Origin of the sequence: Pseudomonas sp. QC2, from assembly GCF_002859085.1 — a bacterium.
GTDB lineage: Bacteria > Pseudomonadota > Gammaproteobacteria > Pseudomonadales > Pseudomonadaceae > Aquipseudomonas > Aquipseudomonas petroselini.
In genome coordinates this window covers 489,930-503,937 of record NZ_PKKS01000003.1, presented here as the reverse complement: position 1 = coordinate 503,937, position 14,008 = coordinate 489,930, and the positions used below count along the sequence as shown (strand labels likewise).

Below are 14,008 nucleotides of genomic sequence, written 5' to 3'. Positions count from 1 at the left end.
ACACACCGCTATCGGGGGCAAGCCCCCTCCCACATTTGCATCGCGGTCTAACCGTTAGATGGCGCTCGGCTGTCGGGCAGCCAGCGGGAGCAAGCTCCCTCGCCACAGGTCCAGCGCCATAGCCAGATTGGTGTAGATACCGAGGCCCCGATGGCGCTGAATCAGTCACCTGATGAATCGACTGGAACACCGCTATCGGGGGCAAGCCCCCTCCCACATTTGGATCGCGGTCTAACCGTTAGATGGCGCTCGGCTGTCGGGCAGCCAGCGGGAGCAAGCTCCCTCGCCACAGGTCCAGCGCCATACACAGAGTGGTGTAGATACCGATGCCCTGATGGCGCTGAATCAGTCACCTGATGAATCGTCTGGAACACCGCTATCGGGGGCAAGCCCCCTCCCACATTTTGATCGCGGTCTAACCGTTAGATGGCGCTTGGCTGTCAGGCAGCCGGCGGGAGCAAGCTCCCTCGCCACAGGTCCAGCGCCATAGCCAGAGTGGTGTAGATACCGAGGCCCCGATGGCGCTGAATCAGTCACCTGATGAATCGACTGACACACCGCTATCGGGGGCAAGCCCCCTCCCACATTTGGATCGCGGTCTAACCGGGAGCACGCGCCTACACGTCACAACAGTGTCCGAGCCAGCGCCTTTTTCCACGCTGAATAACGCCCCGCCATCGCGCAATCATCCTGCGGCTCAAACCGCTCCCGCTGCCGCTCCAGCGCGCCCAGCGCTTCATCACTCACCCACACCCCCAACGCCCTCCCCGCCAGGTGCGCCGCGCCCAGCGCCGAGACCTCCGGCGACAGGCTGCGCACCACCGGGCGTTGCAACAGGTTAGCCAAAAACTGCATCAACCAACGGTTGCGCGTCGCGCCGCCGTCCACCCACAGCTCCTTCAACGGGCTGCCGATGTCCTGCTGCATGGCCTCGAAGACATCCCGGATCTGATACCCAATCGACTCCAGCGACGCCCGCAGGATATGCGCGCCGGAAGTGGCCTCGGTCAGCCCGCAGATCAAGCCTCGTGCATCCGCCTGCCAGTGTGGCGCGCCCAGCCCGGACAGCGCCGGCACAAAATACACGCCACCGTTGTCGGGTAGTTGCGCGGCCTGCTCGGTGAGCACATCCAGGGATTCCCCCGCCACCAGGCGCGAAGCCCACTGCACGGCGGCGCCGGTGTGGACGATGTTGCCTTCCATACCGAACGTCGGTTGGCCGCCGTCATGCCAGGCCAGGGTGGTGGACAGCCCGTGCGTCGAGGCAATCGGGCCGCCCATGGGCGTCATCAACGACGAGCCGGTGCCGAGCGTCGCTTTCACCAGCCCCGGCGCAAAACCGCCCTGCCCGTACAGCGCAGCGTGGGAGTCACCGATCATCGACATCACCGGGATGCCGGCGGGCAAACCACCCGCCGCGACGGTTTCCGCAAAAAAGCCGGCGCTCGGCTGGATGGGCGCCAATGCGGCCAGTGGAATCTGGAACAGGTCCAACAGCACCGGGTCCCAGGCACAGGTGTGCAGGTTGAACAGTTGAGTGCGCGCCGCGTTGGAGTAGTCGGTGGCGAACACCTGACCGCCGCTGAGCTTCCACAGCAGCCAGCTGTCCACCGTGCCCAGGCAGATATTGCCGGCGGCGGCGCGTGCGTGGCCATCCTCAAGGTGGTCGAGAATCCAGCGGAACTTGCCTGCCGAGAACATCGGGTCCAACGCCAAGCCGGTTTTGTCCAGAATCAGTGCCTCATACCCCTGCTCATGCAACTGGGCACACAACGCGGTGGAGCGTCGGCATTGCCAACTGATGCACGGCGACAGCGCTTCGCCGGTATGCCGGTCCCAGGCCACCACCGATTCACGCTGGTTGCTGATCGCCAGCGCGGTGATCGGCCGGTCCACTTGGGCCAGGCATTCTTCGATGGCGGCCAGGGTGCTGTACCAGATCAGCAGCGGGTCCTGCTCGGAAAACCCCGGCTGCGGATGGGTGATGCTCAGCGGCCGCGAGCCCCGCGCAATCACCTGCCCGCGTTCGTTGACCAGCACCGCCTTGGCGTTGCTGGTGCCTTCATCTATCGCCAGGATCAGCGGAGTGTTATTCGTCATCGCCTTCACCGCAACCGAGTGGCAGCCGCCACAATCCCAGCCGCGTCGATGTTATGCAAGGCGCGGGTCGGTTCGCGGGCGCCGGCGGCGGCATATTCGCCATCACCAATACCCAAGCGCACCAGGGCAATGCCCAGCCCGGCTTCGGCCAGCACTTCGGCGACCAGGCTGCCGACGCCACCGTTGATATTGTGTTCCTCGACGGTGATAACCGCCCGCGTGCCACTCAGGGCGCTAAGCAAGACGTCACGCTGCAACGGCCGGATCGACGACAGGTTGATCACCTGCGCCTGGATGCCCTGCTCCGCGAGAACCCGTGCCGCGTCCACCGCTTCATGCACCACCGAGCCCAGGGCGACGATGCTCACGTCCGCGCCCTGGCGCAGGATATCCACCTGCCCCGGCACGAATTGATAGTCGCCCGTGTGCACGTCCGGCAAGGCCTTGCCGTCGAGACGGATATACACCGGGCCGTGGTAGCGCAGCGCATAGTCGACGATCTGCCGGCATTCAATCGCGTCGGCCGGGGCGAAAATCTGCACATTGCCAAAGCCGCGCATCACCGAGATATCGTCGAGGCTGTGGTGCGTGCTGGCCAACGGGCCATAACTGGCGCCGGCATTCAGGCCGAACATTTTGACGTTGGCCTGGTTGTAGCAAACGTCGACTTTGATCTGCTCGTTGGCGCGCGAAATCAGGAACGGCGCCGCGTTGCAGGTCGCGGCGATCTTGCCGCCCAGGGCCAGGCCGGCGGCGACGCTGACCAGCGACTGCTCGGCAATGCCGACATTGATCAACCGCTCGGGAAAACGCTGCGCAAACGGGCCGATCTTGGCCGTGGAGGTGGAGTCGCTGACCACCGGCACCACGTCCAGTCCGGCATCGACGGCGGCAATAAAGGCCTCCACCATGACGCTCGCCAGATGTTCACTCGCCATGATTCAACTCCTCCAGTGCCGCGTTGATTTCATCACCCTTGGGCACGCGGTGGTGCCATTCGGGACGGGCTTCGATAAACGACACGCCCTTGCCTTTGATGGTGTGCGCGATCAGCACCTGGGGCACGCCGGTCTTGGCCTGCATGCTTTCCAAGGCTTCGATCAACTGGCCCACGTCGTTGCCGTCGCACTCGCTGACACGGAAGCCGAAGGCCGCCCATTTCACATCCAGCGGGTCGAGGGGCATGATCTCGGCCGTCAACCCCGCCAGTTGCAACTTGTTCTTGTCGACGATCACGAACAGGTTATCCAGGCCGTACTTGGCGGCAGCCATCGCCGCTTCCCAGTTGGAGCCTTCGGCCAGTTCACCGTCGCCGGTCAGCACGTAGATGCGTTTTTTGCTGCCGGACATCTTCGCCGCCAACGCCAGCCCTACCGCCACCGGCAAGCCGTGGCCGAGGGCACCGGTGTTCAGTTCGATGCCGGGGGTTTTCTGCCGCACCGGGTGGCCCGGCAGGTGGGAGTTGAAGTGTTGGTAGGTGGGCAGCCAGTCCACGGGAATGTAGCCCGCCTGCGCCAGGCAGCAGTACAAGCCGCCGACACCGTGGCCCTTGCTCTGGATATAGATATCGCGCTCAGGGTCTTCGATACGCTCCGGCCCGGTATTGAGAATGCGGAAATACAGGGTGGCGAGGATATCGGTTTCCGAAAGGTCGGCCCCGGTGTGGCCGCCGGCCGGTGAGTCGGCATTCAGGCGGATCACATGGCGCCGGATCAGGCGGGCCTGTTCTTTGATCTGGTGGGCGTCGTACTGGAAGGCATTCATGCAGCGGCTCCTTTGAGGCTGACCACGCGGGGGTGAACGTGTGCAAAGCTGTCTTTGAATATTTATTCAGCAATGACAATATATTTCTATTTAGACGCCGAACGTTCAGCAGGTCAAGTGAATGACCGGTGGAAAAATGAAATAAAAACGGGAAATACCCCTCGGACAAACGGCCAAAATCCCACGCGCGCTTATCTATCCCGTGGCTTTGCGCGGGGTGAAAGTGGCGCCCTAGAGGCATATTGGAAAAATTAAGCGCTTGACTTTGACACGGTGTCACTGGAATCTGAATTAACAGTCAAGTACGCATAAATATTCAACGCGCTTGAAAGCACTCCAAAAAAAATAAATCAGGAGAACACTGTGGACGCCAAAGCTATTGTCCAGCACCCGGCCGAACTCAAGCCGCCCCACCGCCCACGGTTGGTGAAACTGCTCCCCAGCAATATCGGCGGCCCGCTGATCGGCCTGGTGCTGCTGGTGCTGGTCTTCTCCTTCAGTTCCGAATTCTTCTTCTCGCTGCGCAATGGCCTGAACATTCTTGATCAGGTCACGGTGCTGGGCATCCTTGCGATCGGCATGACCGCCGTGATCGTGATCGGCGGCATCGACCTGTCGGTCGGCTCGGTGCTGGCCTTCTCGATGATGATGCTCGGTTGGCTTTACCAGGATCAGGCGGTGCCGCTGGGCTTTGCGATTCCCATCTCGATTGCCAGCGGCATGCTTGCGGGGCTGGTGTCCGGCGGCTTGATCACCTACGCCAAGCTGCCCCCCTTCATTGCCACGCTAACCATGATGTCGGTGGCGCGTGGCCTGGCGAACATCCTCACCGAAGGCCGGCAGATTGTCGGCTACCCGGACTGGTTCACCAGCCTGGCCACGGTGCGTCACTTTGGGTTTCTGTCGGCAACCGTCGGGCTGTTCCTGGTGATGCTGGTGGTGGCCTGGGTGTTCCTGCGCTTTCGCGCCGGCGGCCGTAACCTGTATGCCATGGGCGGCAGCCCGGAAGTGGCGCGCCTGTCCGGCATCAAGGTGCGCGCGATCACCCTGTGGGTGTACGCCATCAGCGGTGCGCTGGCCGGTATCGCCGCCGTGACCCTGGCGGCACGCCTGGACTCCTCGCAACCCAGCGCCGGGCTGAGCCTGGAACTGGACGCCATCGCCGCCGTGGTGATTGGCGGCGCCAGCCTCAGCGGCGGCGTCGGCAGCATCGGCGGCACCCTGGTCGGTGTGCTGATCATTGGCGTGTTGCGCAATGGTCTGAACCTGCTCGGTGTTTCGCCCTTTATTCAACAAGTGGTGATCGGCGTGGTCATCGCCCTCGCCGTCACCATCGATACCCTGCGACGCCGCTCCAGCACTGCCCGTTAAACCTGTTCGACAGTTGACACCCTCCAACAATAAAACCAGGAGTCACCGACATGTTCAGCCCCAAGAAACTGCTGTTGGCCACCGCCCTCGCGGCCGCCACCCTCACCGCTGCCGGCACCACCTGGGCCAAGGACCTGACCATCGGCCTCGCCGTGGCCAACCTGCAGGCCGACTTCTTCAACCAGATCAAGCAATCGGTGGAAGCCGAGGGCAAGGCCAAGGGCATCAAGGTGATCACCGTGGATGCCCAGGGCAACTCCTCCACCCAAGTCAGCCAGATTGAAGACCTGATCACCCGCCAGATCGATGTGCTGATCTACATTCCGGCCGGCGCCACCGCCGCCGGTGTGCCGGTGAAAGCCGCCAAGGCCGCCGGGATCCCGGTGATCGCCGTCGACCGCAACGCCCCCGATGCACCGGGCGATACCTTCATCGCCAGCGACAGCGTGGCCGGTGCCAAGACCCTGGCCGAATACGTCGGCAAGCTCACCGACGGCAAGGGCCGCATCGCGATCCTGCAAGGCCAGCTCGGCACCACCCCCGAGAATGATCGCGCCAAGGGTTTCGAAGAAGGCTTGAAAGCCTTCCCGGACCTCAAAATCGTCGCCCAGCAACCTGCTGAATGGGCCCAGGACAAAGGCTTCGCCGTGGCCCAGGACCTGCTCCAGCGTGACCCGAACATCACGGTGTTCTTCGGCCGCGCCGATGCCATGGCCTTGGGCGCCGCCCAGGCGGTGAAGGTCGGCAACCTCGATCACAAGGTGGTGGTGGTCGGTTTCGACGGCGATGTGGCCGGGCTCAAGGCGGTGCAAAGCGGTGTGCTGAACGCGACCATGACCCAGCAGACCCAGAAAATGGGGCGTCTGGCCGTGGCGTCCGCCATCGACCTCAAAGCCGGTAAAGACGTGCCTAAGGAACAACTGCTGCCCACCGTGCTGACCACCAAAGAAAACGTCGCGCCGTTCCTGCAACAGCACCCGTAGCCTTGGAGGTCGTCATGCAAGCAGCAGCCCTGGACACCACCCGCGCCGACGCGGTGCTGTGCCTGCGCAATATCAGCAAGGCCTACGGGCCGGTGCAGGTACTGTCGCAGGTCAACGTGGACATTCGCCCCGGCGAAGTGTTGGCCCTGCTCGGCGAGAACGGTGCGGGCAAGTCGACCTTGTCGTCGATCATCGCCGGGCTGGTACAGCCTGAAGCCGGGGGCAGCATGACCTGGCTCGGCGCGCCTTACGCACCGGCTTCACCGGGTGCGGCACTGGGCGCAGGGATCGGCCTGATCCACCAGGAAATTCGCCTGCTGCCGCAATTGTCGATCGCCGAGAACATCTTCGTCGGCCGCCTGCCCATGCGTCACGGGCGGGTGGACCGCGAGTACATGGAGGCCCAGGCGCAGATCCAGTTGGAGCGCCTGGGCCTCAAGGTGCCGGCGTCGCGCAAGGTCGAAGGCCTGAGCGTGGCGGCCCAGCAATTGGTTGAAATCGCCAAGGCCCTGACCCTCAAGGCCAGCCTGTTGATTCTCGACGAACCCACCGCTGCCTTGGGCGGGGAAGAAACCGAGTTGCTGTTCAAGCAGGTGGAACGGCTCAAGGCCGAAGGCGTGTCGTTTATCTATATCAGCCACCGCCTGGAAGAAATCGCGCGCATCGCCGACCGCGTGCTGGTGCTGCGCGACGGTCGCCAGATCGCCTTGCACGCCACCGCGCAAGTGCCGGTGCGCGAACTGGTGGAGCAGATGGTCGGGCGCAGCCTGGAGCGGATTTTCCCTGCCCTGCAAGCGCCACAAGAGCGGGTGATGTTGCAGGTCAAGGATTTGAGTTGCCGCGAATTCGCCTTGCACGGCATCGACTTCAGCGTGCGTGCCGGTGAAGTGTTCGGCATTGCCGGTGTCGTCGGTGCCGGGCGGACTGAACTGGTACGCACCATCGCTGGCGCGGCCCAGGACATCCAAGGACATTTAGTGCTGGATGGCGAAGTGCGCCACTTGCGCTCGCCCTTTGAGGCGATCCAGGCCGGCGTGGTGCTGGTGCCCGAAGACCGTAAGCAGCAAGGCGTGGTGGTGGAACATCGCATCGAAGACAACCTGATCTACGGCAACACCGACCTGCTGGATAAACGCGGCTGGGTGTTCCCTGCCCCGCTGCGCGAATTTGCCCGCACGGCGGTGGCGCGGCTGGGGGTGAAAGGTGCGCCGCAGTCGCGAATTTCCAGCTTGTCGGGCGGTAACCAGCAGAAGGTGATCATTGCCAAATGGCTGGCGCGTAATCCCAAGGTGTTCATCCTTGACGAGCCGACACGCGGCATCGACGTGGGTGCACGGGCGGCGATCTATGAAGTGATCGCGGACCTGGCGACCAAGGGCATGGCGGTGATCGTGGTCAGTTCCGACCTGGATGAAGTGCTCGGCCTGTCCCATCGGGTGATGGTGATGAGCCGGGGGCGGCAGATGGGGATCCTGGAGCGTGGCGAGGCCACCCCGGTGTCGGTGATGGAAATGGCTACTGCATAACCCACAAACAATGAAGATCCAATGTGGGAGGGGGCTTGCTCCCGATGGCGGTGGTTCAGTTGAAAAAGTATGACTGATACACCGCCATCGGGAGCAAGCCCCCTCCCACAGGGGATCCACTGTGATTTCAAGAATGGAGTGATTCATGCAACTTTTCAGTCTTCAGGGCCAAGTGGCCTTTGTCACCGGCGCCGGCAGCGGCATTGGCCAAGCGATTGCCGTCGGGCTGGCCGAAGCCGGCGCTGACGTAGCCTGCTTCGATCTACCAGGCAGCCCCGGCATCGCCAGCACCGTCGAACGCATCCAGGCCCTCGGTCGTCGCGCCCTGGCCTTGAGCGGCACCGTCACCGAACGCGCCGCGCTGGATGCCGCGGTCGCGCGCACCGAATCCGAACTCGGCGCATTGAGCGTCGCGGTCAACTGCGCCGGCATCGCCAATGCCCAGGCCGCCGAAGACCTCGAACTGCAACGCTGGCAAACCACCCTGGACATCAACCTCACCGGCATCTTCCTCAGTTGCCAGGCCCAGGCGGCGGTGATGTTGCCCCGAGGCAAAGGCGCCATCGTCAATATCGCCTCGATGTCCGGCAGCATCGTCAACCGTGGCTTGCTCCAAGCGCACTACAACACCTCCAAGGCCGGCGTGATTCACCTGAGCAAAAGCCTGGCGATGGAATGGGCCGACAAGGGCTTGCGGGTCAATTGCATCAGCCCCGGCTACACCGCCACGCCAATGAATTCGCGCCCGGAAGTCGCCGACCAGGTGAAGATTTTTGAACAGACCACGCCCATGGGCCGCATGGCCAGCGTCGAAGAAATGGTCGGCCCGGCGATTTTCCTGGTCAGCCAGGCCTCGTCTTTCTGCACCGGTGTCGACCTGTTGGTCGATGGCGGCTTTGTGTGCTGGTAACCATGGGAACCCTTGTCATGTCGCAACGATTCAGCGGTAAAACTGTGGTGATCACCGGCGCCTGCCGGGGCATCGGCGCCGGCATTGCCGAGCGCTTCGCCCAGGAAGGCGCCAACCTGGTCCTGGCCTCCAATGACCTGGAGCGCGTGACCTTCACTGCCGACCAACTGGCCCAGGAATACAAAGTAGACACCCTCGCCCTGGCCATCGACGTCACCCGTGAAGACGACATCGAAAAGCTCTACCGCGAAGGTCACGCGCGCTTTGGCAGCATCGACGTGTCGGTGCAGAACGCCGGCATCATCACCATCGACCATTACGACAAGATGCCCCGCGCCGATTTCGACAAGGTGCTGCAGGTCAACACCACCGGCGTCTGGCTGGGCTGCCGGGAGGCGGCCAAGTACATGGTCAAACAAGGCAGCGGCCGGCTGATCAACACCTCTTCCGGCCAGGGCCGCCAGGGGTTCATCTACACGCCGCACTACGCCGCGAGCAAGATGGGCGTGATCGGTATCACCCAGAGCCTGGCGCTGGAGCTGGCGCGGCATAACATCACGGTGAATGCGTTCTGCCCCGGCATCATCGAGAGCGAGATGTGGGACTACAACGACCGGGTATGGGGCGAGATCCTCAGCACCGACGAGAAACGCTACGGCAAGGGTGAATTGATGGCTGAATGGGTCAAGAACATTCCTCTGCGCCGCGCCGGCAAACCCTCGGATGTGGCGGGATTGGTGGCGTTTCTCGCCTCGGACGATGCGGCGTACCTGACCGGCCAGGCGATCAATATCGACGGCGGCCTGATCATGTCGTAAGGGTTTGGTATCCTCACGGCCATTGTGTCATGCCTTTTACTATAAAGAGCCCTGAGGCCTTCATGAGCCAGATCGAAGAACAGCGCCTGATCACCAAGATCGCGAGCCTCTATTACGAAGAAGGGCTCAAGCAGTCCGAGATTTCCGCGCAACTGGACCTGTCCCAATCCTTTATCAGCCGCGCCCTGCGCCGGGCGCTGCAGGAAGGCGTGGTGAAGATCACGGTGATGCGCCTGCAAGGCCTGCACCTGGAACTGGAAACCCAATTGCAGCGCCGCTACGGCGTACGCCGGGTGATCGTGGTGGAAGCCACCGAGCCCGGCAATGACGAGAGCATCAAGCAGGCCATCGGTTCGGCTGCCGCCCACTACCTGGAAACCAGTCTGTCGCCCCAGGACCATATCGGTATTTCGTCATGGAGCAGCACCATTCGCGCCATGGTTGGCCACTTGCATGCGCAACCCGGCAAACAGGCCGCCCAGGAGGTGGTACAACTGTTGGGCGGCGTCGGCCACAAGGGGGCGTTTGAAGCCACCTTGCTCACCCAGCGCCTGGCGACCCTGCTCAACTGCCCGGCGTTTTTGCTGCCGTCGCAGAGCATCGAGCAATCGGTGCAGAGCAAGCAGCGCATCGTGCAGATGGAAGAGGTCAAGGAAGTGCTGCAGCGCTTTGACAGCATCACCCTGGCGATTGTTGGCATCGGCGACCTGGAGCCCTCGCAACTGCTGCGCAACAGCGGTAACTACTACACCGAGGACATGCTGCGCCTGCTCGCCGAACGCGGCGCGGTGGGCGATATCTGCCTGCGCTACTTCGATGCCCAGGGCAAACCGGTGTTGGAGGAAGATGAAGAATTTGTCGTGTCAGTGGCGCTGCCCAAGCTGCGCGCCATCCACCGTGTGCTTGGCCTGGCCGGTGGGTTGAACAAGGTCCAGGCCATTCGTGGCGCGCTCACGGGCGGCTACCTGGACATCCTGATCACCGACCTGGACACCGCACAGGCCCTTAACCAATAACTTTTTTGGAGACCGCCGCTCATGACGTCCAAGCTCGAACAACTCAAGCAATTCACCACCGTGGTCTGCGACACCGGCGACCTGGAAGCCATCAGCCGCCTGCGCCCGGTGGATGCCACCACCAACCCGTCCCTGCTGCTCAAGGCCGCCGCCATCCCGGAGTACGCCGAACTGCTGCGCAGTGCGGTGAGCCTGTCCAAGGGTGATGTGGACCTGGCCTGTGATCGCTTTGCGGTGTCGGTGGGCTGCGGCATTCTTAAAGTGATTCCGGGGCGCATCTCCACCGAAGTCGATGCGCGGCTGTCCTTCGACGAAGACGCGCTGTGGGCCAAGGCCAACCAGTTGATCGCGTTGTACGACCAGGCCGGCGTCGGCCGCGACCGCGTGCTGATCAAACTGGCCTCCACCTGGGAAGGCATCCGCACCGCCGAACGCCTGGAAAAGGCCGGCATCCAGACCAACCTGACCCTGCTGTTTTCGTTCGTCCAGGCCGCCGCCTGCGCCGACGCCGGGGTGTTCCTGATTTCGCCGTTCGTAGGCCGCATCTATGACTGGTACCGCAAGAACACCGGCCTCGATTACACCGGCGCCGAAGACCCAGGCGTGCAGTCCGTGACGCGGATCTACAACTACTACAAAGCCAACGCCATCAAGACCGTGGTCATGGGCGCCAGCTTCCGCACCCTGAGCCAGATCGAGCAACTGGCGGGCTGTGATCGCCTGACCATCAGCCCCGAGCTGCTGCAAAAGCTCGATGAAGACCAGGGACTGCTGGAACGTCAATTGAATCCGGGGGCGGCCGGCGAGTCGCGCCAGACCCTCACCGAAGCGCAGTTTCGCTGGGGTTCCAATGAAGACGCGATGGCCACCGAAAAACTGGCTGAAGGCATTCGCCAGTTTGCCCGCGACCAGGAAAAACTCGAGGCGGTCCTCGCGGCACTGTAAGCCCCGCCCTGCCCCGATCAATCCCGAGCGCCCGCCGATGATCGTCAGGCGGGCGTTGGTTTGTCGCCGTCACCCAACGACCGCGCCGCCCAGGCGCCCATCACCCCACCCACCACCGGCGCCAGCCAGAACATCCAGAGCTGCGCAATGTACTCCCCACCGGCAAACAACGCCGGCCCGGTGCTACGAGCGGGGTTCACCGACGTATTGGTCACCGGGATCAGCACCAAGTGGATCAAGGTCAGCGCCAGGCCGATGGCGATCGGTGCAAAGCCCGGCACCGCGCCCGGTGCGGTCACGCGCATGATGATGAATACGAAGAAAAACGTGGCGATCAGCTCGGCCAGCAACGCGGCCTTCACGTCGAAGAGCCCAGGGCTCAATGGGCCGTAACCGTTGGCGGCAAAACCACCCACCGCGAAGTCAGGCTGCCCGGTGGCGATCAAGTACAACGCCGCTGCGGCCACTATCGCGCCGCAGACCTGCGCCGCGATGTACGGCAGCACGTCTGCGCCGTCAATGCGCCGCCCCGCCCACAGGCCAATGGTCACTGCCGGGTTGAAATGCCCACCGGAAATACCGCCTACCGCATAGGCCATGGTCAGGACAGTGAGACCAAACGCCAGCGAAACACCGACAAAACCAATACCCAAACCCGGGAATGCAGCCGCCAGGATGGCGCTGCCACAGCCGCCGAACGTCAGCCAGAACGTACCGATAAACTCTGCGGTCAAACGCTTTTGCACAATCGACTCCATTGCTGTTCAAGTGCCGTCGCCACGGGAAGTGGGCGGTCGCGGGCGACGGTAGCAATGGGTATCAAAATGTTGTGTAAGACTTATCCTGTATCAACCGTTTACAACGCCCTGGCCAAATTTCCTGATCGCCAGGCAATACCCAATCAACGCCACCGCTGCCAGCAAACCGCCCGCTGCGCCGATCCAGGCGAAGCCGAACTGGCTGCCGACCCAGCTGCCCATCAGGGCGCCGCCGCCGATGCCGATGTTGTAGATGCCGGAGAACATCGCCATGGCCACGTCGGTGGCATCCGGCGCCAGCACCAGCACCTTGGATTGCATGGCCAGGCCGAAGCCCATGATTGCCATGCCCCAGAAAATGCTCAGGGTCACCAGGTACGACTCGGCGCCGCTCAACGGCAGCATCAGCGCCAGGCACGCGGCCAGGATAAACACGGCGCCCACCACGAACAGGTGGGGGTTGAAGCGGTGCACCAGGCTGAACAGCAACGAGCCGATGATGCCAGCGCCGCCGAACACCAGCAGGATCAGGGTCACGGCGCTGCCGCTCATGCCGGCCACACCCTCGACGAAGGGTTCGATGTAGCTGTAGGCGGTGAATTGCGCGGTGACGGTCATGGCGGTGAGCACATACAACGCCACCAGCGCCGGGCGCTTGAACAGCAGCGGCAGGCTGCGCAGGGAACCGGAGTTCTGGCTCGGCAACAACGGCAAGGTGCGCGCCAGCCAGAACACCAGTGCGGCGGCAAAGGCGCCGATGACCAGGAAGGTGGTGCGCCAGCCCATGGCTTCGCCCAGCAGGCGGCCGAGCGGAATACCCAGGACCATCGCCAGGGAGGTGCCGGTGGCCAACAGGCCGAGGGCTTGCACCTGCTTGCCTTCCGGCGCCAGGCGTACCGCCAGGGACGCGGTAATTGACCAGAACAAGGCGTGGGACAAGGCAATGCCGATACGGCTGACCATCAGCAGCCCGAAGCTGGTGGCGACGCTGGAGAGGATGTGACTGACGATAAACATGCAGAACAACACGATCAGCAGCTTGCGCCGTTCGACGTTACGGGTCAGCAGCATCACCGGCAACGAGGTCAGGGACACGATCCAGGCGTAGATGGTGAGCATCAGCCCGACGCTGGACACCGGCATGTCGAAGCTGGCGCCGATGGCGCTGAGCAGCCCGACGGGCACGAATTCAGTGGTGTTGAATACAAACGCGGCCAACGCGAGAGCGATGACCGGTTGCCAATTGGCTTGGGGCGTTGCGGCTGAAATGCTCATTGAACGGCGCGGTACTCTGGCGGTGATGACGCGGGGGCGGTGATCAAGCGGCCACCCGGGACAAGCGCCGCCGCCGAGTATTCTATAGGTTTCTGGCCCCGCTGTTGATGCGGATCGTCGCCCGAGGGCTCAAAGCAACGTCAGCGTGATCACGTAGTTACCCGACTGAACCCGCTTACCGGCGCCATCCACCAGCACATACTGTTGGTCGTAGTAACGCCCGCTGACGCTGTCCGCCACCAGCCGCACATGGGCTGCGTTGACACTGGCAACCGGCGCCATCTCGCGCACCTCCAGGCGACTGCCGCGGTTGGCCTGGACGCAGCCTTTCAACTCCACGACGGAGCCGCTGCGCGCATTTGTCGCACACCCCGGCTCAACAATACTGCCCCTGAATTCAATCGTGCCCTGCCCCACGGTTTGCGCCGCATCGCTTACCCCCGCCCATAGGCACAGCAGGCTGGTAAACATCGAAATACCTTTACTGCTCATCGCGACACTCCTGACTGGGCGCTTACCCACTAAGTCGTCTGGCCGAGCAT

Annotated in this window: 13 protein-coding genes; 7 read left to right on the top strand and 6 right to left on the bottom strand. The window is 63.0% G+C overall.

Translation table 11 applies throughout. The features are described from left to right. Nucleotides 1-624 precede the first annotated feature (624 nt). Genes QCBJ_RS03855 through QCBJ_RS03845 form a run of 3 tightly spaced genes read right to left on the bottom strand, consistent with a single transcriptional unit; the run spans nt 625 to nt 3,864 of the window. Nucleotides 625-2,100, bottom strand: a complete 1,476-nt coding sequence (locus QCBJ_RS03855) for an FGGY family carbohydrate kinase (protein WP_102060164.1) — start codon at nt 2,098-2,100, stop codon at nt 625-627. A gap of 5 nt (nt 2,101-2,105) precedes the next feature. Then, nucleotides 2,106-3,038, bottom strand: coding sequence for a transketolase family protein (locus QCBJ_RS03850; RefSeq protein ID WP_012724865.1), 933 nt, complete (start codon nt 3,036-3,038; stop codon nt 2,106-2,108). Next, nucleotides 3,028-3,864: a transketolase gene (locus QCBJ_RS03845; RefSeq protein ID WP_102060163.1), complete on the bottom strand. Its 837-nt coding sequence runs from the start codon at nt 3,862-3,864 to the stop codon at nt 3,028-3,030. Before QCBJ_RS03845 ends, QCBJ_RS03850 begins: the two co-directional genes overlap by 11 nt. Before the next feature lie 363 nt (nt 3,865-4,227). Between QCBJ_RS03845 and QCBJ_RS03840 the strand changes: the two genes are divergently transcribed. The 7 genes from QCBJ_RS03840 (at nt 4,228) to tal (ending at nt 11,433) form a co-directional block, all read left to right on the top strand. Further along, a complete protein-coding gene (locus tag QCBJ_RS03840; RefSeq protein ID WP_012724867.1) occupies nt 4,228-5,235 on the top strand; it encodes an ABC transporter permease in 1,008 nt (335 codons plus the stop codon). Nucleotides 5,236-5,285: 50 nt separating this feature from the next. Beyond that, entirely contained in the window at nt 5,286-6,218 is a 933-nt protein-coding gene (locus tag QCBJ_RS03835) for a sugar ABC transporter substrate-binding protein (protein WP_046034656.1), read from the top strand. A 14-nt stretch (nt 6,219-6,232) separates the two neighbouring features. Beyond that, a complete protein-coding gene (locus QCBJ_RS03830; protein ID WP_102060162.1) occupies nt 6,233-7,744 on the top strand; it encodes a sugar ABC transporter ATP-binding protein in 1,512 nt (503 codons plus the stop codon). A gap of 145 nt (nt 7,745-7,889) precedes the next feature. Further along, nucleotides 7,890-8,654 (top strand): SDR family oxidoreductase, encoded by a 765-nt coding sequence (locus tag QCBJ_RS03825; protein ID WP_012724870.1) that lies wholly within the window; start codon nt 7,890-7,892, stop codon nt 8,652-8,654. A 17-nt stretch (nt 8,655-8,671) separates the two neighbouring features. Next, nucleotides 8,672-9,472 (top strand): glucose 1-dehydrogenase, encoded by an 801-nt coding sequence (locus QCBJ_RS03820; RefSeq protein WP_102060161.1) that lies wholly within the window; start codon nt 8,672-8,674, stop codon nt 9,470-9,472. A gap of 62 nt (nt 9,473-9,534) precedes the next feature. Further along, nucleotides 9,535-10,488, top strand: coding sequence for a sugar-binding transcriptional regulator (locus QCBJ_RS03815; RefSeq protein ID WP_012724872.1), 954 nt, complete (start codon nt 9,535-9,537; stop codon nt 10,486-10,488). 21 nt (nt 10,489-10,509) lie between these two features. Further along, the gene (gene tal, locus QCBJ_RS03810) at nt 10,510-11,433 is read left to right on the top strand and encodes a transaldolase (RefSeq protein WP_012724873.1); all 924 of its coding nucleotides are present in this window, start codon (nt 10,510-10,512) and stop codon (nt 11,431-11,433) included. A gap of 44 nt (nt 11,434-11,477) precedes the next feature. Here tal and aqpZ read toward each other — a convergent pair whose 3' ends face one another. From aqpZ to QCBJ_RS03795, 3 genes are all read right to left on the bottom strand, one after another. After that, nucleotides 11,478-12,191, bottom strand: coding sequence for an aquaporin Z (aqpZ, locus tag QCBJ_RS03805; protein ID WP_102060160.1), 714 nt, complete (start codon nt 12,189-12,191; stop codon nt 11,478-11,480). A 90-nt stretch (nt 12,192-12,281) separates the two neighbouring features. Further along, entirely contained in the window at nt 12,282-13,466 is a 1,185-nt protein-coding gene (locus QCBJ_RS03800; protein ID WP_012724875.1) for a sugar transporter, read from the bottom strand. Between the two features lie 129 nt (nt 13,467-13,595). After that, the gene (locus tag QCBJ_RS03795) at nt 13,596-13,958 is read right to left on the bottom strand and encodes a hypothetical protein (RefSeq protein WP_102060159.1); all 363 of its coding nucleotides are present in this window, start codon (nt 13,956-13,958) and stop codon (nt 13,596-13,598) included. Nucleotides 13,959-14,008: the final 50 nt, after the last annotated feature.